This window comes from Shewanella salipaludis, from assembly GCF_012911865.1.
GTDB lineage: Bacteria > Pseudomonadota > Gammaproteobacteria > Enterobacterales > Shewanellaceae > Shewanella > Shewanella salipaludis.
The window spans coordinates 63,496-85,604 of sequence record NZ_JAAXYH010000007.1 but is presented as its reverse complement, the minus strand read 5'-3'; the positions used below and the strand labels follow the sequence as shown (position 1 = coordinate 85,604).

Genomic DNA, 22,109 nt, shown 5'->3' with positions numbered 1-22,109 from the left:
ATCGGCAACGGATAAATTATCGCCTGTGGTTATTGACCTTTACCTCTTTAGTCACTAACCTCGATGTAAGCGCTTTCATTTTTAACATATCAATAACCAAAGTCAACGATTTTAGAGCACAGGAAGTAATATCGAGCGACGCTTGCTCGCTTCCTGACTCAGAGATCTCTGCAAGAATCAACGAACCGAAATTAAGTGACTGAACTAATGAAAATATCCCTACCTCAAGACTCCAGACTCATGAGCGAACACTTCATCTACGGTGTGGCCACCGCTTCCTTCCAGATTGAAGGCAGTGCGGCTTCCCGCCTCCCCTGTATCTGGGATACCTTCTGTGCCACTCCGGGCAAGATACGTGACGGCTCCAACGGCGACAGCGCCTGCGAGCATATCGACAGGTGGCAGCAGGATGTCGAACTGATCGCGGCCCTGGGGGTCGATGCCTACCGGCTGTCCGTCTCTTGGGGACGGGTGTTGCACCGGGACGGCAGCATCAATATCCAGGGCGCCCAATTCTATATCGACTTGCTCGATGAGTTGAAACGCCGCAATATCAAGGCCTTCGTGACCCTGTATCACTGGGACTTGCCGCAGCATATCGAAGATAAGGGCGGCTGGTTAAACCGCGAGACCCCTTACCTGTTCCGGGATTACGCTGATAAAATCAGCCGCCTATTCGGCGACAGGGTCTATTCCTATGCCACCCTCAACGAGCCCTTCTGCAGCTCGTACCTTGGCTACGAGACTGGGATACATGCGCCCGGGCTGGCGAAGAAAGCCTATGGTCGCCAGGCCGCCCACCATCTGCTGCTGGCTCACGGACTGGCGATGCAGGTGTTGCAAAACAACAGCCCGCACAGCCTCAACGGCATAGTGCTTAATTTCACCCCCTGTTACCCCCAGAGTGCCGATGACGCAGATATAACGGCGGCGAAGGTGGCCGATGACTATTTCAATCAGTGGTACATCAAGCCTATCCTGGACGGCGCCTATCCGGTGCTGCTGGAAACCCTGGACTCACAGGATAGACCCGTGATCCTCGACGGTGACATGGACATCATAGCCCGGCCGCTGGATTTTCTCGGCGTCAACTTCTACACCCGGGCCGTGTACCGCCACTGTCCGCAGCAGGGCTTCGAGCAAGTGCCGCAATCCGCGGCTCCCAAGACGGATATCGGCTGGGAGATCTATCCGCAGGCCTTCAGTGAATTGCTGATAAAGCTGAATGACACCTATGAGCTGCCGCCAATCTACATCACGGAAAATGGCGCAGCCATGGCCGATAAATGTGTCGATGGCAGGGTCGACGATCCGGACAGGCTGGCCTATTACCAGAGCCACCTGAATGCGGTACACACGGCCGTTGAACAAGGAGTGAATGTTAAGGGTTACTTCGCCTGGAGTCTGATGGATAATTTCGAGTGGGCCGAAGGTTACCTCAAGCGCTTCGGCATAGTCTATGTCGACTATCCAAGCCAGACACGTACCATAAAAGCCAGTGGCCTGGCCTACAGAGACCTCATCTGCAGCCGAAGAGCCTCGAGCCATCACAATAATAAATAAGGCAAAAAAATGATTAGCATAAGAGAAAAAATAGCCTATGGCCTGGGTGATACCGCCAGCAACATTGTTTTTCAAACCGTGATGCTGTTCCTGACGTTTTTCTATACAGATATCTTCGGCATCTCACCGGCATTCGTCGGCACCATGTTCCTGGCGGTGCGGCTGATCGATGCCGTCACAGATCCCCTGATGGGGGCATTGGCAGACAGGACCCGCACCCGCTGGGGGAAATTCCGCCCCTATCTGCTGTGGTTCGCCCTGCCCTTCGGCGCGATCAGCGTACTGGCCTTCACCACCCCGGATCTGTCTGAGCAGGGGAAAATGGTATATGCCTTCGTGACTTATACCGCACTCATGATGGTCTATACCGCCATCAACATCCCCTACTGTGCCTTGGGTGGCGTGCTCACCGCCGATCCCAGGGAGCGGGTGTCGGTGCAATCCTATCGCTTCGTGTTCGCCATGCTCGGAGGGCTGCTGGTCTCGGGCCTGACCCTGCCACTGGTGGAGTTTCTCGGTGAAGGCGACCAGGCCAAGGGCTATCAGCTGACCATACTGGCCATGAGCATTCTGGGGGTCGCCATGTTCCTGACCTGTTTCTGGGGCACCAGGGAACGCCTGCATCCACCGGCAGATCAAGACTCCAGCTTCAGGCAGGACTTCAAGTTCCTGTTACAAAACGATCAGTGGCGGGTACTGTCGGTGGCGGCCGTGTGCCTGATGTCCGGCATGGTGCTGCGTACCAGTCTGGCGATCTACTATGTGAAATACTTTCTTGGCCTGCCTGAGATGATCACCCTGTTTATCACCCTGGGCATGCTGGGCAACGTCTTCGGCTGCATTCTGGCCGAGCCACTGGCCAAACGCGTCTGCAAGGTCAAGGCTTACATTGGCTTGCAGCTCCTGGCGGCGGCACTGTGCGTGCTGCACTACTTTATCCCCAAAGATCAGGTGGTGTTGGCCTTTGCCCTGTACATTCTCTGGGGCTTCACCTTCAACATGGCGACGCCTTTGCTTTGGGCCAAGATGGCGGATGCGGTCGATTATGGTCAATACAAGACGGGGGTGCGTATCACAGGCATGCTCTACTCCTCGGTGATCTTCTTCATCAAGCTTGGGGTCGCCATCGGCGGCGCCGCCGCCGGCTGGTTGCTGGCGGGCTATGGGTATCAGGCCGAGCAGGTCCAGTCGCAGGCCACCTTGCATGGCATCTTGATCTCTTTCACCTTGTACCCTGCCATAGGTTCAATCCTGGTCGCCATCGTCATGCGTTGGTATAGGCTGAACAATGGCAAAGTCGATGAAATCAATATGGAATTAAATAGAGTCGCTCAATAGAAACGTGCTAATCTTCGAGCCATTGTACTCTTGAACGGCCAGAGTTAGAGACGATATGGCGACCATTTATGACGTTTCAGTCCTGGCAGGTGTCTCACTCGCGACTGTGTCGCGGGTGATGAACAAGAACACCAACGTCAGTGAAAAAACCCGGAAAAAGGTACTGGATGCGATGGCCCAACTGGACTATCGCCCCAATGCCATAGCCCAATCTTTGGCATCGAACTGCTCCAACAGCGTAGGTGTGCTGGTGTCACAACTCGATGGCCCCTTCTACGGCCCCATGATGACGGAGATCGAAGCCTCGCTGCGTGCGGCCGGCAAGCATGTGATCATCGCCGCCGGCCACAGCAATGAAGCCCAGGAGAAGGAGGCGGTGGAGTTCCTGCTCGATCGCGGTTGCGACGCCCTGATCCTCGATGTCGAAGCCGTATCCGACGATTACCTGATCGCACTCTGCCGACAGCATACGCCGATAGTCTTCATCAACAGATATATAGCCGAGATCCGTGAGCGTTGCGTCTACCTGGACAATGAGCTCGGCGGTTATCTGGCGACCCGGCATCTGCTGTCGCTCGGCCACAGGCACATAGCCTATATCTCGGGCCCCCTGTTTAAGCTCGATGCCAGGCAAAGGCTGAGTGGCCACAAGAAGGCGCTGGTCGAATTTGCGGTCGCCTACGAGAGCGAGCTCTTCTATGAAGGCACCTTCAAGGAGTCCAGCGGCAGCGATGGCATGCGCCACCTGCTCAGCCTACAGCGCCCTTTCACCGCTGTGGTATGCGCCAACGATCAAATGGCCTCGGGCGCCATTGCCACCTGCCTGGAGCAGGGGCTGAGGGTGCCTGAGGATCTGTCGTTCATGGGGTATGACAACATCCCCTTCCCGCAATACATCTCCCCCAAACTCAATACCATAAGCAACCCTATCCATGAGATGGGCAAGATGGCGGCCCTGTGGGTGCTCAAGCATGTCTACAACAAGGCAGATGTCGAGGTCACCAACCGCTTCACCCCCAGCCTGTTCATACGGGACTCGGCGCGCCGCCTCCCTTAGCCCCCTGCTTCACCCAGTTTCACTCAGCCGCGCAGTCGCCCGCATCGAACCTGTGCCTGCCGATTGCCGCCGAGTTTCCCAGGGGAACGGCCTCGGCCTGAGCTGGGCACGCCAAACAATGCCCAGCAAAAACAGTAACTTAAATCATAATGCAACATAATCACAACTTTACGTTGACTCGAATAAGGATTTCACTTAGCTTTATGTAAGCGCTTACATAACCTAACTCGAACAAAAATATGAGTGAGCTGTACAGATTTTGTTCAGACAAACCAAGAAATCAGAGAGTTGTAGTCTGTATACCTACTTAACGGGGAAATGTGATGGAACGTAAAACCTTTGAAAAAACCCGACTGGCCACCAGCCTGTCGCTGGCACTGGGCCTGAGTGCCCTCATGCCGGCCCATGCCGCCGACGGCGACCCAAGAGCCGAAAATAACATAGAAGTCATTCAGGTCTCGGGGATACGCGGCAGCTTGATCAAGTCCATGGATCTGAAACGCAGCTCAGACGGCATAGTCGATGCGATCAATGCCGAAGACATAGGTAAATTCCCCGACAGCAACCTGGCCGAATCCCTGCAGCGCATCACGGGCGTGTCTATCGACCGTCAAAACGGCGAAGGCAGCAGGGTCTCGGTACGGGGTTTCGGTGCGGATCAGAACCTGGTGTTGTTGAACGGCAGACAGATGCCGGTCACCACGGGATCACGCTCGTTCGACTTTGCCAACATAGCCTCGGAAGCCATCAGTGCCGTCGAAGTGGAAAAAACCGCCAAGGCAGAAAATCCGACCGGCGGTATAGGCGCCACCATCAATGTACTGACCCACAGGCCCTTGAGTTCGCCCGGCCTCAAGGCCAGCTTCGGTGTCAAGGCGGTCGATGACAGCTCTACCGACGAAGGCTCGGTCACCCCCGAGATTTCCGGCCTCTATTCCAATACCTTCGCCGACGATAAATTCGGCATCTCCATCTCTGCCAGCTATCAGGACAGGGAAAGCGGCAATCAGCAGGCCCAGGTCGGCACAGGTTGGCGCAGCTTCCCGGGAGTGGTAGATCAAGACTGGGGCGGCAGCAACGCCGAATGGGGCGGCGTTCCCAAGGATGCCAACCAGATCAATCGTCCGGGCGAAGGTGACATCTACAGCGTGCCACAGACCACGGTATACCGTTTCGAAGAGCAGCAGCGTAAACGTACCAATGGCCAGCTAGTGCTGCAATACGAGCCGATAGACTCGCTGCGCGCCACCCTGGATTACACTTACATGCGTAATGACATAGATACCCAGTCGCACGATGTCTCGGCCTGGTTCAACTTCGTGCCGACCCAGGAAAGCACCTGGAGCGACGGCCCGGTGTCCTCGCCGCTGGTGTACTCGGAAACCTATGATGGCGTCGCCGATATGTCGATGGCGGCCGGCGACTACGGCACCCGGGATGAGAGCGGCTCACTTGGCTTCAATCTCGCCTGGAATGCCAGCGATAATCTGACACTGAAGCTGGATTATCACGACTCCTATGCCGAGCGTACCCCAAATAATCGCTACGGCAGCAACAACAACCTGAGTACCGCCGCCTTCATCCGCACCAGCGCGGCAACCGACTTCACCGGCGAGGTGCCTGTGCTGGCCATTGGCGGCGGCAATGCGGTACGTCCCGAAGACATGCGCGTCACAGGCTCAACCTTTGCCAATGCCATCAACCGCTCCGAAATAGAGCAACTGCAAATTTCCGGCAACTATGACTTCGACAACGGCAACAGCATAGATTTTGGTCTCGCCATGACGGATGTGAATAATCACTCCCAATCCGTGTTGGTGCAGCGCAATGACTGGGGTGGCATAGGCGCCGCGGGCGATCTGGATGCCGCCTGGTTCCCCAGCAGCGGTGTCATCGACAAGTTCGACGGTTCCAAGGGTGACTTCTCTGACTACCAGGGCTCGGCCTCGACAGATCCGCTCAACACCATGTTCTTATGGGACTTTGAAAAGGTCCGTGCCCGTGCCGCGGAACTGTACGCCTCCAGCGTGGTTGGCGACTGTGGCAACGGCTTCTGCCCATCGACCAATTACGCCAGCGATACCGACAGGTTCACTCAGGAGGAATCCAAGTCGGCCTATGTGCAATATAACTATGCCGGTGAAATCAGCAACATGCCATTCGATGTGCATCTCGGCTTACGCTATGAGCAGACAGATGTCGAATCCACCTCGGCGGTTTCAACCTACGACTCGGCGACCTGGATAGCGGAATCCGAGATAGCCCTGAATGCCACCGGGGAGCGCGCCTTCCAGACCCAGACCGGTGATTACGACTATTTCCTGCCGAATGCGAATTTCAACATAGAACTGGTCGACGATGTGTATCTGCGTGCCGCCTACAGTGAAACCATAGGACGCCCGGATTACACCTCTATTCAGGGCGGCACTGTGGTTAGCACCCTGGCCTACCGCGGCGGCGGCAGCGGCTCGGCCGGCAACCCAGGGCTGCTGCCACTGGAATCGACCAACTATGACCTGTCGGCGGAATGGTATTATGGCAATGCCAGCTATGTCTCTATCGGTTATTTCAGGAAAGATGTGACCAACTTCATCAGCAGCAACCCGGAAAACTCCAACATCTACAACATTGCGGACCCGTCCCACGGCAAGTATGTCGATGAGGCGATTGCCGCCGGTGCCATCACGGCTATCGAGCAGCGTCAGTGGATCTATGACAATTACGGCGCAACAGATCCGAACGTCACCATCAATCCGGCCAACGGCAACATAGAAATTACCGGTAACCCTGGCGATCCTGAGCTGAATTTCATCCTCACCAGACCGACCAACGATGACAACAGCTCGGTGATCGACGGCTGGGAATTTGCCGTGCAGCACTTCTTCGGTGAATCTGGCTTCGGACTCCAGGCCAACTACACCCTGGTCGATGCCGGAGATGGATACGACAACAGCAACCTGGGCCGCCCGGGGGATGCCACCCAGAATGTCCTGACCAACATCAGCGACACGGCCAACCTGGTTGCCATCTACGAAAACTATGGTTTCTCGGCGCGACTGGCCTACAACTGGCGCGATGAGTTCCTGAACTCGACGGGTCAAGGTACGGGGGCCAACCCTCAATATACCGAGGCCTATTCCCAGGTCGATTTCAACATAGGCTACGATGTGGAGGCGATCGAGGGTTTAACCATCTTCTTCGAGGGCCTGAACATCACCAATGAGAGCACCAGGGTACATGGCCGCGCCAGCGAGCAAGTGCTCAACTACACCCAGACGGGGGCGCGTTACAGCATAGGAGCACGTTACAGCTTCTAAGGCTAATAAAGCGCAACAGATCTTTCCTTAAGGTCGTGCGGGGTATCCCCAGATACCCCGCTTTTATCAGGATGACACTGAGGCTACAGGGAGTAGCCGCTTTTTTTAACCCCGGCGAACCCAACAAAGACTTGAAATCACGGGACAAGTATTCAATTCTAACCAGACTGTCGGCCTGGGCCGGCGGCGGTAACGATAGAAAGCCTTAATAAACAAAGATAAAAATAACAGGCACTCACAATGCAGCAAGCAGCACACACACCCATCCACAAGATAGTCATAGTCGGCGGCGGCAGCGCCGGCTGGCTTACCGCGGCTATCTTGGCTGCCGAACACAATGTCGACAGGGGGCAAGTTGCTGCCTCCCCCAGGCTGGATATCACCCTGATAGAATCACCCGATGTCGCCACCATAGGGGTCGGCGAAGGCACCTGGCCTTCGATGCGCAATACCTTGTCCAAGATAGGCATAAGCGAAACCGAATTTATCCGCCAATGCGACGCCAGCTTCAAACAGGGATCGCGCTTCATTGACTGGCAACAGGATGGGGTGCTGCCAGGTCAGCCGCAGAAGCAGTATCTGCACCCCTTCAGTTTACCCCATGGTCACCAGACGCTGGATCTGTGCCCCTTTTGGTTGCCCCACAGGGACAGTGTCAGCTTCGCCGATGCCGTCTCGAGCCAGGATTGCCTCACACAGTTGGGGCTGGCACCCAAGACCATAGCCACCCCCGAATACCACTTCCAAAACAATTACGGCTATCACCTGGATGCGGGGAAATTCAGCCGCATGTTGATGTTGCACTGCACAGAGAAGCTCGGCGTGACCCATGTCCGCGATCATGTCACCCATATCCAGGGGCTGCCCAATGGCGACATAGACAGCCTGCTCACCAAGGAGAACGGCCTCATTCGCGGCGATCTCTTCATCGATTGCAGCGGGGTCAAATCCCTGCTGCTGGGCGAGCATCTGCAGGTGCCGTTTCTCTGTCAACACTCTGTGCTGTTCAACGACCGCGCCCTGGCGGTTCAGGTCCCCTATGCCGATGATCTGAGTCCCATCGCCTCCTGCACCTTGTCGACCGCCCAGTCCTGCGGCTGGATTTGGGATATAGGCCTGTCCAGCCGCAGGGGGGTAGGCTATGTGTATTCCTCGAGCCACTGCAGCGACAGCGACGCGGAGCAGAGCCTGCTTACTTACCTGGGCGGTATCAACCCCAATGTCAAAGGTCATGGCGCCGCGGAAATACGCCGGCTCAGCATCAAGCCAGGCTACAGGGCCAGATGCTGGCAAAACAACTGCATCGCCATCGGCATGGCCGCTGGCTTTATCGAGCCACTGGAGGCCTCGGCCCTGGCATTGGTCGAATGGAGCGCCAACACCCTGGCGGCGCAGCTGCCCGCCAACCGTGCCGTGATGGACACCATAGCCGCCAGGGTCAACGAGCGCTACGAGCGCCACTGGCTGCAAATCATCGACTTCTTGAAGCTGCACTACCTAGTCAGTCGCCGCGAGGTGGACGACTATTGGCGTGATCACAGAGAAGCAAACTCTGTCCCGGCCCGTCTCGATGAATATTTGGCGCTCTGGCGGCACCAGGCTCCGGGTCCACAGGATATAGGCCACAGGGAGCCCCTGTTTCCCGCGGCAAGTTTTCAGTACGTGCTCTACGGCATGGGCTTTCACACTGCCATGCCCACCCATGTGAAACCATCGCAACAGCAGTTGGCGCAAAAGCTCTTCAGCGAAAATCAGCAACGCACCCGAGCCCTGAGCCGAAATTTGCCCGCCAACCGTGACTTATTGGACAGGGTGAGACTGGCGGGTTTCGCCAAAATATAGCCTGCAAGATAATGACAATAACTCGCGCCGAGTGAGACTGTACAAGGAACAGCCAGCCCATGAACAAACATGTATTGCTCAACAACATTGACCATAAAGATCTGAAGATCATCACAGCCCGTTCGGCCGAGTACGGCGACAATCAGTGGTTCAGCGTGACCTTTCCGGCGGAATTTCGCAGCCTACAGGCCCACTACCCGATTTTTTTCCATAAGGATCAGACCACGGGTCAGTTCTTTGCCGTCGCCCTCCATGGTTTTCAACACAAGGAGAATTTGTTTCTGAACGCCGACGGCTGGCAGAGTTCTTATATTCCATTGACCCTGAGGCGCCAGCCTTTCCTGATTGGCCTGCAGACGGTGCATGAAGACGGCCTGGAGCTGAAACAGCGCGTCATTCATATCGACATGAACAGCCCGCGCATCAGCAGCACCCAAGGCGAGCCGCTGTTCCACCCTTATGGCGGCAACACCCAATACCTGGATGACATAGGCGACATGCTGGAAACCATCCACCACGGCCTCATCGACGGCCAAACCTTTATCGACGCCCTGCTCGAGCACGAACTGCTGGAGTCTTTCAGCCTGGACATCACCCTGGACAATGGTCAGCAGCATCAGATGATAGGTTTCTACACGATCAACGAAGACACCCTGGCCGAATTACCGCCCGAGGCACTGGCCCAACTGCATCGCAAGGGCTATCTGCAGGCCATCTATATGACGCTGGCATCCCAGTCCAGGGTGCGCAACCTGCTGGATCTGAAAAACGCCCGCCAATAAAGAGACGACCATGAAAGCTGCCGCCCCTGTCTGTCAAACTGCCCGGGTCAAACGCCTGGAGCAGTGTTCACTCGATGAGATGAAGGCCCTCATCGCCACGGCCGAGACACCGCTGGTGTTCGGCGGCCTCTGCAGCCATTGGCCCCTGGTACAAGCCGGGCTGAGGTCCTCCAAGCAGGCGATGACTTACCTGGCACAGTTCTATCAGGGCATGCCGGTCACCGCCTACCATGTGGCGCCTGAGCATGACGGCCGGGTGTTTTACAATGAGACCCTGGATGGCTTCAACTACCAGGCCGGCAAGCTGGATCTGAGGCACCTCTTGGAACGGCTGCAGGCCGAGGCTGAGGCCGACAAGCCCGCCGGCATCTATATGGGCTCCACTGAGATACAGAGATGTCTGCCGGGACTCGGCATAGACAACAGCCTGGATCTCGCCCCCATAGCGCCGTTAATCAACATCTGGCTGGGCAACCCATCACGCATCGCCGCCCACTTAGATCTGCCCCATAATCTGGCCTGTAACGCCGTCGGCAAACGTACCTTCACCCTGTTTCCACCCGAGCAAGTCGGCAACCTCTATATAGGTCCCATGGCATTTGCCCCAGGTGGTCAGGACATCAGCCTGGTGGACCCGGACAAGCCGGATCTTGAGCGCTTTCCCAGGTTTGCCATGGCGATGGAGGCGGCACTGACCGCCGAGCTGGAGGCGGGTGACGTGTTATTCATCCCCAGCATGTGGTGGCACCATGTGCGTGCCAGCGCTGATTTCAATGTGCTCATCACCCATTGGTGGCGCGATACCCCGGACTACCTCGGCCGCCCCAACAATGCGCTGTTGCACGCGATTCTCAGTCTGCGCTCCTTGCCCAAAGCACAGCGGCAGGCATGGAAGGCCATGTTCGACCACTATATTTTTGACCATGATCCTGAGGCGCTGGCCCACATACCCGAGGCGGCGCAGGGGATGCTCACCACCCCGTTGGATGAGTCCAATGCCCGCAAGCTCAGGGCAGATCTGACCAATAAGCTCAAGCGTTAATCCATGTTAAGGACCGAGATGATGACAACAACAAAGAAAAGAGTCGTGATTGCCGGTGGCGGCACCGCAGGCTGGATGACGGCAGCTGCACTGAGTAAGCTGATGGGCAAACATCTGGACCTGGTTCTGGTCGAATCTGACGCCATAGGCACAGTGGGCGTGGGCGAAGCCACCATTCCGACGCTGCACATATTTCACCGCTTACTTGGACTGAAAGAACAGGAGGTGATGGCCGCCACCAACGCCACCTTCAAGCTGGGTATCGCCTTCGAGAACTGGCGCGACACAGGCAAAGACTATCTGCATTCCTTCGGCTTCCTGGGCAAGGATTGCTGGGCCTGCGGTTTTCAACACTTCTGGCTCAAGGGCAGGCAACTGGGCATGGTGGGCGACATAGGCGACTATTGCAGCGAGCATCTCGCCGCCCGTCAAGGCCGCTTTGCCGTGCTGCCCAACCAGGATTACAACCATGCCTACCACATGGATGCCAGCCTCTATGCCAAGTATTTACGTCAATTGGCGGAGCAACAGGGCATCAGGCGTGTCGAAGGCAAGATCAGCCAGGTGCTGCAGCATCATGCCCCGGACAGTGAACTCAACGGCCACATAGAGGCCCTGGTGCTGGAAAATGGCGAGCGCATCGCGGGCGATCTCTTCATAGATTGCACCGGCTTCAAGGCATTATTGATAGAGCAGACACTCAATACCGGCTTCGAAGACTGGAGCCATTGGCTGCCCTGTGACAGCGCCATCGCAGTACAGACAAAGTCAACGGCCACGCCTCTGGCCTACACCCGTTCCATCGCCCGTGAGTCCGGCTGGCAGTGGCGCATTCCGTTGCAAAACCGCACCGGCAATGGCCTGGTGTTTTGCAGCAAGTATCTGTCCGATGAGGCCGCCACCCAATTGTTGCTGGACAACCTCGACGCTGAGCCACTGAATCCGCCGCGGGTCATCAAGTTCAAGACAGGCACCCGCCGACTGCACTGGCACAAAAACTGCGTCGCCATCGGCCTGTCGAGCGGCTTCCTCGAGCCGCTGGAGTCCACCAGCATACACCTCATTCAGCGCAGCATTATTCGCCTGATGCAACTCTTTCCCGCCAATGGCATAGTGCCGGCAGATGTCGATGAATTTAATCAACAAACCAAGACAGAGATAGAAAACATCCGCGACTTTATCATATTGCATTACAAGGTCACCGACCGCGAAGACAGCCGCTTCTGGCGTTACTGCAAGCAGATGACGATACCAGAATCGCTGCGGCATCGCATCGAGATGTTCGCTGACGGCGGCAAGGTATACAAGCATGGCAATGAGCTGTTCGGCGAAAGCTCCTGGATCCAGGTGATGCTGGGCCAGGGCATAATGCCCAAACAATATCACCCGATAGTCGATGTGATGGAAGCAGCCGAATTAGACGCCTTTCTCAGCAACATAAGATCGACAGTGAAGCGCAAAGTCGATGCCCTGCCGCCCCATGCCGATTTCATCCGGCACTACTGTAAATCCAACCTGGGCTAGGTAAGAGACCATGACAGCATCCGAGCGCGGCCAAGGTGCCGCCACAGCACAACAAGCCGACAACGAGCCAAGGGTGCGGCTGACACCCCAAATTCTCTATCTTGGCCATGAGAAGACCCCACTGATCATCATAGATAATTTTGCCGCGGATCTGACGCCGCTGCTGAACTTCGCCCGCACCAGGGCTACATTTGCCGCCGATCCCGACTCCTTCTATCCTGGCGTTCGTGCTCCGCTGCCGCGGCCCTATGTGGAGGATGTGCTCAATCGGCTGTATAGCTTGCTCTATGAGGTGTATGAGATCCCGTCCAGGCAAAGCATCCGGCTGCAGGCACTGCATTTTTCCCTGATCAGCACCTCTCCCGAAGCACTCAAGCCGCTGCAGCGTCTGCCGCACTTCGATACCCCACAGCCTCACTATTTCGCCTTACTGCACTATCTCAACGACGGCCCCCATGGCAATACCGCATTTTTCCGCCATATCCCCACAGGCTTTGAGCGCATCGACGGTTCGCGAATGCCGGCCTACTTTCAATCGGCGCAGCAGTTTGTCGGTCAAAATGCCACCGAACCGCCCGGGTATTTTGTGCAGAGCAACGAACATTACGAGTTGTATCACCAGGTGGAATACCGCCCCAATCGCCTGCTGATTTACCCTGGCAACCTGCTGCATTCCACCTTGGTAGAGCCAGGCACGGACATAGATGCCAACCCACAAACCGGTCGTTTGACCGCCAATATGTTCATCGAATTCAAGTGACCCAGCCCAAGGGTGAGTTCTCCAGCCGAACGACAGCCATAAAAAATCCCGCCCTGAGTGCCCCGGGACGGGATGCTTATGTTGTGATCAGATACCCGGCTAGGGCTTGAGCACGGCCCCCAGGCAGTCGCCGAGGATCGCCAAGCCTCTGTCTACCTGCTCATCAGGCGCTGTCAGGGGCACCAGGATGCGTAGCACATTGCCATAGGTGCCGCAGGACAGGAGGATCAGGCCGCGCGCGCGGGCCTCGGCCAAGATCTCGGCGCAATACTGGGGCGCCGGCTTGCCGTCGGCAAGCAACTCGACCGCCACCATGGCGCCCAGGCCCCGCACCTCGGCCAGCTGGGGAAAGCTGTCCTGCAGCTTGGTCAGTGCCGTTTTCAGCCTGAGTCCCAGCGTCTTGGCCCGTGCCAGCAGCTGCTCCTCTTCGAACACCTCGATCACCGCCAGGGCGGCGGCGCAGGCCAGCGGGCTGCCGCCATAGGTACCGCCCAGGCCTCCCGGGCCTATGGCGTCCATCACCCTGGCGCGGCCGGTGATCCCCGACAGCGGGAAACCGCCGGCGATGGATTTGGCGAAACAGGTGATATCGGCGGCGACCCCCATCTGTTCCATGGCGAAGAAGGTGCCGGTGCGACCGGCGCCCGTCTGCACTTCGTCGGCGATCAGCATTATGCCTTCCCTGTCACACAGGGCCCGCAGGCGCTGCATGAACCCGGGCGAGGCCACATAGAAGCCGCCCTCGCCCTGCACAGGCTCGAGTATGATGGCGGCGATATCACTCGGCTCGGCATCATTCTTGAAAATCCGCTCTATGGAGGCCATGGCATCATCATCGCTCACCCCGTGGAGCGCACAGGGGTATTGGGCACGAAACACGTTGGCCTGCATCAGCCCCATGCCCTTGCTGTAGGGGGCCACCTTGCCGGTCAGCGCCAATGCCGCCATGGTGCGCCCATGGTAGCCTGAGGTGAAGGCGATCACCCCGGCTCGCTTGGTGTAGGCGCGCGCCACCTTGACCGCGTTCTCTACCGCTTCCGAGCCACTGTTGAACAGCGCCGACTTCTTGGCGAACTCCCCAGGCACCAGCTGATTGAGCTTCTCGCATACCTGCACATAGCTCTCATAGCCCAGCACCATGAAACAGGTGTGGGAGAAGTTGTCCAGCTGGGCGGCCACCGCCGCCTTCACCTTGGGATGCAGGTGACCGGTGTTGAGCACGGCGATACCGCCGGCAAAGTCTATGTATTCACGTCCCTCCACGTCCCAGACAGTGGCATTCTCGGCCCTGGCGGTGAAGATGGGGTGAATTTGCCCGACACCACAGGCCACGGCCGCCTGACGACGGGCCATCAAGGAATCATTGGTTGTTGCCATGGGATGCTCCTGGTGCTGTTATACCGACAGACAGATGTATTTCATTTCCAGATACTCTTCTATGCCGTATCTGGAACCCTCGCGGCCCAGCCCGGAAGACTTGATGCCACCGAAGGGCGCCACCTCGGTGGAGATGAGCCCGGTATTGACCCCGACCATGCCGTATTCCAGCGCCTCGGCCACCTTCCAGATCAACGAAATATCCCGGCCGTAGAAATAGGCCGCCAGACCGAACTCTGTGTCGTTGGCCTGATGTATCACCTCATCGACTTGGTTGAAGCGAAACAGCGGCGCCAGCGGACCGAAGGTTTCTTCCCGCGCCACCAGCATGGAGGCGTCGACCTCCGTCAGTATGGTCGGCTCGAAGAAGTTGCCGCCCAGGGCATGGGGCTTGCCGCCGGCGAGCAGCTTGGCGCCTTTTTGCAGCGCATCGTCCAGGTGACGTTGCACCTTGGCCAGGGCATCGCTGTTGATCAAGGGACCCGTGGTGATCCCCGGCGCTATGCCCTCACCCACCTTGAGCTTGGCGACCGCCGCCGCCAGTTTCTGGGCGAAGGCCTCGTAGACCCCATCCTGCACATAGATGCGGTTGGCGCAAACACAGGTCTGGCCGGCGTTGCGATACTTGGAGATCATCGCCCCCTCGACCGCGGCATCCAGATCGGCATCGTCGAACACGATGAAGGGCGCATTGCCGCCCAGCTCCAGCGACAGTTTTTTCATGCTCGGGGCACACTGGGCCATCAGCTTGATGCCGACGGCGGTCGAGCCGGTGAAGGACAACTTGCGCACCAGGGGGTTGCTGCACATCTCGTTGCCTATGGCGACGGCATCGCCTGTGATCACGTTGAATACCCCGGGCGGAATACCTGCCCTGTCGGCCAGCTCCGCCAGCGCCAGCGCGGTGAACGGCGTCTGCGGCGCGGGCTTGACCAGCATGGTGCAGCCCGCCGCCAGGGCCGGACCCGCCTTGCGGGTGATCATCGCCGCCGGGAAGTTCCACGGGGTGATGGCCGCCGTGACCCCCACTGGCTGCTTGATCACCAGCAGGCGCTTATCGTCCTGATGGCCGGGGATCACATCGCCATAGACACGCTTGGCCTCTTCGGCGAACCATTCGATGAAGGAAGCTGCATAGGTCACCTCGCCCTTGGCCTCGGCCAGCGGTTTCCCCTGCTCTGTGGTCATCAGCAATGCCAGGTCGTCACTGTGCTCGAGGATCAATTCGAACCAGCGACGCAGTTTCAGCCCCCGCGCCTTGGCGCTCAGGGCACGCCATTCGGGCAAGGCGGCTTCGGCGGCCGCTATCGCCATCTCTGTCTCGGCGGCGCCCATCACAGGCACCTTGCCTATGGGCCTGCCGTTGGCGGGATTGCAAATCACGACAGTGTCATAGGAGATGGCATCACACCAGTTGCCATCTATATAGGCTTGCTCACGCAGCAAGTCAGGATCTGTTAACTTCACAAGCGACTCCTTGTTTCTCTCGCCGTCACCTCGGGTGCGGCCCATGTCGGCTGAAGCGGGCGCCGGTGGCTGCCGGGCTTCACCCAGGTTATCTGTCTTATTCCGGGCCCTGCATGGCCCCATGCCCGCTGCCGTCTCAGATGCCGAACTTATCCCTCAGGCTGTAGTACCAGGCGCCCAATGCACTGAAGGGCACCCGCAGCGCGTGGCCTCCTGGGAAGGGATAGTGAGGCAGGCTGGCGAAGGCGTCGAACCGGGTCGCCTGGCCGTTGAGCATCTCGGCTATGAGTTTCCCCGCCAGATGAGTATAAGTCACCCCGTGGCCGCTGCAGCCCTGGGAATAATAGAGGTTTTGTCCTATGCGCCCCACCTGGGGCAGGCGCGACAGGGTCAGCAGGAAGTTGCCGCTCCAGGCATAGTCTATCTTCACTCCCTTGAGCTGAGGGAAGGTCTTGAGCATATTGGGCACTATGATGGACGCTATGTCGGCGGGATCCCGCGCACCATAGACCACGCCACCGCCGTAAATCAAGCGCTTGTCGCCCGACAGCCGGAAGTAATCCAACAGATAATTACAGTCTTCGACGCAGTAGTCCTGGGGCAACAGGCGGTGAGCCAGGTCCTCTCCCAGGGGCTCTGTGGCGATCACTTGGGTGCCGCAGGGCATGGATTTGGCCTGCAGCTCGGGCAGCAACTTGCCCAGATAGGCGTTGCCCGCCACCACCACGAACCTGGCCTTGACGCTGCCCTGTGCTGTATGCACCAAGGGAGTGGCCCCTTCCTCGATGCGGACCGCCGCCGAGTCTTCGAATATCTTGCCACCGAGAGACTCCACCGCACTGGCCTCCCCCAGCGCCAGGTTCAGCGGATGCATGTGGCCGCCGCTCTTGTCCAGCATGCCGCCGATATAGCGTTCGCTGTCGACCAGGGCACGTATGCCGTCGGCATCCAAGAGCTCGAGTTTGTCTCTGTGGCCATGGCGCTCCCACAGCTGTTTTTGCTGCCGCAGGTGGTTCAGCTGTTTCTGGTTGAGCGCCGCAAACACCCCGCCATCCTTGAGATCACAGTCTATGCGGTATTTGGCGACCCGCTCGCGTATGATACGCCCGCCTTCGAAGGCCATCTCGCCGAATAGCTTGCCCAGATCTGTGCCGACCAGCTTCTCTATCGTGTCTATGTCGCGACTATAGCTGTTGACTATCTGGCCGCCGTTGCGGCCCGAGGCGCCCCAGCCCACACGCGCAGCCTCCAGCACCACCACCCTGAAGCCGGTTTCCAGCAGGTGCAGCGCCGCCGACAGGCCGGTATAACCCGCACCTATGATGCAGACATCCGTCTCCAGGTTTTCCTGCAGCCGCGGGCGTTCACGCTTATCATTGGCACTGGCCGCATAATAAGATTCTGTATGGGGTATGGCTGGCATCAGGCTCCCTCAAGCGAATTTTCTGCATATGGCACAATGACTTCATCCTACACCTAAGCCAGTGGGAACACTAGCCAGAAAGGCGTGATAATTTACACTTCGTTTTATATTTTTTACACAAGAATACTCTACCCTGACCCCCGCCAACCTGGGATGCTGACGGCAGTCAGGACATCCGCGCAGCCCAAGAGCGGCTAACGGCCGGCGTGCCTGTCGCGGCGCTCGGAGCGGCGCGCCATATACCAGGAAATGAAGGCGATCAGCGAAACGAAGAGGATGATCAGGGTCGCCAGGGCGTTGATCTTGGGCGAGACCCCGAGCCTGACCGAGGAAAACACCACCATGGGCAGGGTCGTCGCCCCAGGGCCAGAGGCGAAACTGGCGATCACCAGATCATCGAGCGACAGGCTGAAAGACAAGAGCCAGCCCGCCAACAGGGCGGGGGCAATCATGGGCACAGTGATCAGGAAGAAGGCCTTGAGCGGGGTGGCGCCGAGATCCAATGCCGCCTCTTCTATCGACAAGTCCAATTCCCTTAACCGCGACGCCACCACCACGGCGACATAAGAGGCGCAGAAGGTAGAATGGGCAATCCAGACGGTGAGCATGCCACGCTCCCTTGGCCAGCCGAGCAGGTCCGCCATGTGCACGAACAGCAGCAACAGCGAAAGGCCGGTGATCACCTCGGGCATCACCAGAGGCGCGGTGATCATGTTCGACAGGCTCATCTTGCCCCAGGAGCGCTTGAAGCGGACCATGACGAAGGCCGCCATGGTGCCGAGGATCAGCGCCATGGTCGAGCTGTAAAAGGCGATGCGTAAACTGGTCCAGACGGCATCCAGTATCTGCTGATCCCCAAGCAACTCGGCATACCACTTGGGCGAAAAGCCGCCCCAGACGGTCACCAGCTTGGATTCATTGAACGAATAGAGGATGAGGATCAACATGGGTGCATAGAGAAACACCAACCCCAGCCAGAGGACTGTCGAAGAAAACCCCAGCTTTCTTTTCATCGCTCTTTCTCCATGCTGCGGGGCCGATATTGGTGAACCTCTGTATGACAGGGATGCTCACCTGCGCCAACATCACCGAAGATTACCGAAGAAAACCCCAGCTTTCTTTTCATCGCTCTTTCTCCATGCTGCGGGACTGATAGCGATGAAACAGGGTGATGGGGATCAGCAGCAACATCAGCATGACGATCGCCAGCGCGGCGGCCACCGGCCAGTCGCGATTGTTGAAGAACTCCTGCCACAGCACCTTGCCTATCATCAGGGTGTCCGGGCCCCCCAAGAGTTCGGGGATCACGAACTCGCCTACCGCAGGAATGAATACCAGCATGGAGCCGGCGATGAGCCCGCCCCTGGAGAGCGGCAGGGTTATCTTCCAGAAGGTGTTGAAGCTGCTGGAACCCAGATCGGCGGCGGCCTCCAGCAGGCTCATGTCCAGCTTGACCAAGTTGGCATACAGGGGCAACACCATGAAGGGCAGATACGCATATACTATGCCTATGTAGACGGCCAGGTTGGTATTGAGTATCTGCAGCGGCTCGCCTATCAGCCCCAGCCACAGCAGCAAGTTGTTGATGAGCCCGGTGTTGCTCAGCAGCCCCATCCAGGCATAGACACGTATGAGGAAGGAGGTCCAGGAGGGCAGCATCACCAGGAGCAAGAGCACTGTCTGTTGCCGCGCCGGCGCCCGCGCTATGGCATAGGCCATGGGATAGCCCAGCAGCATACAGCAGAGGGTGGACACCAGCGCCATCTTCAGCGAACTCAGGTAGGCCATGTAGTACAGGGAATCGTCCAGCAACAACAGATAGTTGCCCAGGTTGAGAAAGATCTGCAACGCCTCGTCGGCATAGTGAAAGGTCGGCTCATAGGGCGGAATGGCGATGACGGCAGTGGAGAAGCTGATCTTCAACACTATGGCGAAGGGCAGCGCAAAAAACAGCAGCAGCCAGACATAGGGCAGCCCTAGGGTCCAGAGTCGCCCCCTGGGCAGTTGCAGCTTGGGCAGTTGCAGCCTGAGGGGCGGCTTCATGATCTCAATACCACGCCACTGGTGGCCTCCCAACTGATGTAGACCTCATCTTGCCATGTCGGGTATTCGGCGCGGCGTTCGCGGTTGACCATCTTGCACTGGACTATCTGCTGGTTTTCCAGCTTGATATAAAACACAGAAATGCCCCCCAGATAGGCTATGTCATGCACCTGGCCCTTGGCCCAGTTGTATTCGCCCTCCGGCCTGTCACGGCTCATCAGCGTCTTCTCCGGCCGTACCGCCAGCCAGACATGGGAGTCGTCGACGCTGGTGGTCACCCCATGGCCTATGTAGAAGGGCTGGGACAGGCTGCTGGGCTTGATGATCACATGGTCCACTTCGTCCGTGACTATCTCGCCCTCGAACAGGTTAACCGTGCCAATGAATTCGGCAATCATACGGCTGTTGGGGCTCTCATAGATATCCATGGGCGAGCCCGTCTGGGCTATCCAGCCGTCATGCATGATGGAGATCCGCCCCGCCATGGTCATGGCTTCTTCCTGATCATGGGTCACCATCACGCAGGTGACGCCGACGGCCTCGAGGATATCCACCACTTCCAGCTGCATCTGGGTGCGCAGCTTCTTGTCCAGCGCCCCCATGGGTTCATCCAACAACAGCAGCTTGGGGCGCTTGGCCAATGAGCGGGCCAGCGCCACCCTCTGGCACTGGCCACCGGAAAGCTGGCTCGGCTTGCGCTTGGCAAAGGGTTCCATCTGCACCAGCTTGAGCATCTCCTGCACCCGCCGGCTTATCTCGGCCTTGGGCAGCCTATCCTGCTTGAGGCCGAAGGCGATGTTCTGTTCCACCGTCATATGGGGAAACAAGGCGTAAGACTGGAACATCATGTTGATCGGCCGCTCGTAGGGCGGCAGATCGGTAATGTCCTCGCCATCGAGAAAGATGCGCCCGGCGCTCGGCTTCTCGAAGCCCGCCAGCAGCCGCAGCAGGGTCGACTTGCCGCACCCGGAGCCGCCCAGCAAGGCGAAGATTTCGCCCTTGTGGATGGTCAAGGACACCTCGTCCACGGCGCGCACATCATCGAATAATTTACTGACCCTCTCTATCTTGAGCAGTACTTGAGCTTGGGTCTTGGGGGGCGAATCATGGGTGATGCCCGGGTTGGTTTGCATAACACTTCTCCCCCCAATGTCATTGGGGTCTGCGACTTGGGATTCCAGACAGGCTAGTCCAGCGACTTGAATGAGACCAGGCGCCGGCCATGCCCCTGCGCCTTACCTGCCTGACTTGACCTTGGTCCAGACGCGGGTCATCACCCGCTGGATTTTCAATGGCCGGATCTCGCCTATGTAGAGCTTGCTCTGCACTTCCTTGGAGGGATAGATGGACGGGTCGTTGCGTATGGCCGCATCGACCAGCGCCTGGGCCGGGTCGTTGGGATTGGCATAGGACACATAATTGGTGATGGAGGCGATCACCTCGGGGCGCAGCAGGTAATCTATGAAGGCCAGGGCATTGTCGGCATTGGCCGCATCGGCCGGGATGGCCAGCATGTCGAACCAGAGGTTGGCGCCCTCCCTGGGAATGGCATAACCTATCCTCTGGCCATTGCCCGCCTCTTTGGCCCGGGCCGCCGCCTGGAACACGTCGCCGGAGAAGCCGAAGGCCACGCATATGTCACCGTTGGCGAGATCCGAGATGTAGCGCGAGGAATGGAAGTAGGTCACATAGGGGCGGATCTTCTCCAACACCTCCCCCGCCTTCTCGTAATCCCCAGGCCTGGTGCTGTTGGGATCCAGCCCAAGATACAACAGGGCCTGGGGCACCATGTCGTCGGCCGAGTCCAGCATGGCCATGCCGCACTTGGCCAGCTTGGCGGCATACTTGGGGTCAAACATCAGCGCCATGGAATCGACCGGGGCGTCGTCACCCAGCACCGCCTTGACCTTGTCCAGGTTGTAACCTATGCCATTGGTGCCCCAGAGATAAGGCACGGCATACTCGTTGCCCGGATCAGCCTTCTGCAGCTGCTGCATCAATTCGGCATTGAGATTCTTGTAGTTGGTCAGCTTGGACTTATCCAGCTTCATGAAGGCACCGGCCTTGATCTGCTTGGCCAGGAAGTGGTTGGAAGGCACCACTATATCGTAACCGCTGCGGCCCGAGAGCAACTTGGCCTCCAGCACTTCGTTGCTGTCGAACACATCATAGATGGCCCTGATCCCCGTGGCCTGCCTGAAGTTATCCAAGGTATCTTCGGCGATATAGTCTGACCAGTTGTAGACACGCACTATTTTCTCATCTTCGGCCCGGGCCAGGCCCGCAGACAGTAGGCTCGCGGTCACCAGCGCCAGGATGGTCACTCGGTTGAATAGTTTCATGTTTTCTCCTTCCATCGGCTAGAGACAAGCGCGGGAACCCGCCGTCTTGGAGCGCCGGCGGCGCAGGTTATTCTTGTGACTGCCCTATGCCGGCTCACGCAACCCACAGGCACTGCCGTCGCTGCCATCATTACCTCAGTCTAGAAGACAAGCGACACCCGGGTGCGGCAGTGCCGCGGTTAAATCTCAGTCAGTTTCCATGCCAACTTTAGCGACCTCGGCCATAAGGGCC

The 22,109-nt window shown here is 58.0% G+C and carries 16 protein-coding genes; 9 read left to right on the top strand and 7 right to left on the bottom strand.

What is annotated here, in order from left to right:
• The first annotated feature begins 207 nt into the window (after positions 1 to 207).
• The 9 genes from HC757_RS11155 to HC757_RS11115 all read left to right on the top strand — a co-directional run bounded on the left by HC757_RS11155 (position 208) and on the right by HC757_RS11115 (position 13,225).
• Positions 208 to 1,563 carry a GH1 family beta-glucosidase gene (locus tag HC757_RS11155; RefSeq protein ID WP_169564454.1) on the top strand — a complete coding sequence of 452 codons (1,356 nt, stop codon included), beginning with the start codon at positions 208 to 210 and terminating at the stop codon, positions 1,561 to 1,563.
• Positions 1,564 to 1,572: 9 nt separating this feature from the next.
• Positions 1,573 to 2,901 carry a glycoside-pentoside-hexuronide (GPH):cation symporter gene (locus HC757_RS11150; protein WP_169564453.1) on the top strand — a complete coding sequence of 443 codons (1,329 nt, stop codon included), beginning with the start codon at positions 1,573 to 1,575 and terminating at the stop codon, positions 2,899 to 2,901.
• Positions 2,902 to 2,956: 55 nt separating this feature from the next.
• Positions 2,957 to 3,958: a LacI family DNA-binding transcriptional regulator gene (locus HC757_RS11145; RefSeq protein ID WP_169564452.1), complete on the top strand. Its 1,002-nt coding sequence runs from the start codon at positions 2,957 to 2,959 to the stop codon at positions 3,956 to 3,958.
• A 323-nt stretch (positions 3,959 to 4,281) separates the two neighbouring features.
• A complete protein-coding gene (locus HC757_RS11140) occupies positions 4,282 to 7,275 on the top strand; it encodes a TonB-dependent receptor (RefSeq protein ID WP_169564451.1) in 2,994 nt (997 codons plus the stop codon).
• Positions 7,276 to 7,515: 240 nt separating this feature from the next.
• Positions 7,516 to 9,117, top strand: coding sequence for a tryptophan halogenase family protein (locus tag HC757_RS11135; protein ID WP_169564450.1), 1,602 nt, complete (start codon positions 7,516 to 7,518; stop codon positions 9,115 to 9,117).
• 59 nt (positions 9,118 to 9,176) lie between these two features.
• On the top strand, positions 9,177 to 9,899 hold the full coding sequence (locus tag HC757_RS11130; protein WP_169564449.1) for a SapC family protein: 723 nt from the start codon (positions 9,177 to 9,179) through the stop codon (positions 9,897 to 9,899).
• A gap of 10 nt (positions 9,900 to 9,909) precedes the next feature.
• Positions 9,910 to 10,941: a cupin-like domain-containing protein gene (locus tag HC757_RS11125; protein WP_169564448.1), complete on the top strand. Its 1,032-nt coding sequence runs from the start codon at positions 9,910 to 9,912 to the stop codon at positions 10,939 to 10,941.
• A 21-nt stretch (positions 10,942 to 10,962) separates the two neighbouring features.
• Entirely contained in the window at positions 10,963 to 12,465 is a 1,503-nt protein-coding gene (locus HC757_RS11120) for a tryptophan halogenase family protein (protein WP_169564557.1), read from the top strand.
• A 10-nt stretch (positions 12,466 to 12,475) separates the two neighbouring features.
• Positions 12,476 to 13,225 (top strand): DUF6445 family protein, encoded by a 750-nt coding sequence (locus HC757_RS11115; RefSeq protein ID WP_169564447.1) that lies wholly within the window; start codon positions 12,476 to 12,478, stop codon positions 13,223 to 13,225.
• Between the two features lie 99 nt (positions 13,226 to 13,324).
• Here HC757_RS11115 and gabT read toward each other — a convergent pair whose 3' ends face one another.
• From gabT to HC757_RS11080, 7 genes are all read right to left on the bottom strand, one after another.
• Positions 13,325 to 14,602: a 4-aminobutyrate--2-oxoglutarate transaminase gene (gene gabT, locus HC757_RS11110; protein ID WP_169564446.1), complete on the bottom strand. Its 1,278-nt coding sequence runs from the start codon at positions 14,600 to 14,602 to the stop codon at positions 13,325 to 13,327.
• An 18-nt stretch (positions 14,603 to 14,620) separates the two neighbouring features.
• Complete coding sequence (gene gabD / locus HC757_RS11105) at positions 14,621 to 16,069, bottom strand: NADP-dependent succinate-semialdehyde dehydrogenase (protein ID WP_169564445.1); 1,449 nt, start codon at positions 16,067 to 16,069, stop codon at positions 14,621 to 14,623.
• A gap of 136 nt (positions 16,070 to 16,205) precedes the next feature.
• On the bottom strand, positions 16,206 to 17,492 hold the full coding sequence (locus HC757_RS11100; protein WP_169564444.1) for an NAD(P)/FAD-dependent oxidoreductase: 1,287 nt from the start codon (positions 17,490 to 17,492) through the stop codon (positions 16,206 to 16,208).
• 194 nt (positions 17,493 to 17,686) lie between these two features.
• A complete protein-coding gene (locus tag HC757_RS11095; protein ID WP_169564443.1) occupies positions 17,687 to 18,505 on the bottom strand; it encodes an ABC transporter permease subunit in 819 nt (272 codons plus the stop codon).
• A gap of 109 nt (positions 18,506 to 18,614) precedes the next feature.
• Positions 18,615 to 19,535: an ABC transporter permease subunit gene (locus tag HC757_RS11090; protein WP_169564442.1), complete on the bottom strand. Its 921-nt coding sequence runs from the start codon at positions 19,533 to 19,535 to the stop codon at positions 18,615 to 18,617.
• Positions 19,532 to 20,668 carry a polyamine ABC transporter ATP-binding protein gene (gene potA, locus HC757_RS11085; protein ID WP_169564441.1) on the bottom strand — a complete coding sequence of 379 codons (1,137 nt, stop codon included), beginning with the start codon at positions 20,666 to 20,668 and terminating at the stop codon, positions 19,532 to 19,534. Before potA ends, HC757_RS11090 begins: the two co-directional genes overlap by 4 nt.
• Before the next feature lie 102 nt (positions 20,669 to 20,770).
• On the bottom strand, positions 20,771 to 21,877 hold the full coding sequence (locus HC757_RS11080) for a polyamine ABC transporter substrate-binding protein (protein ID WP_169564440.1): 1,107 nt from the start codon (positions 21,875 to 21,877) through the stop codon (positions 20,771 to 20,773).
• Positions 21,878 to 22,109: the final 232 nt, after the last annotated feature.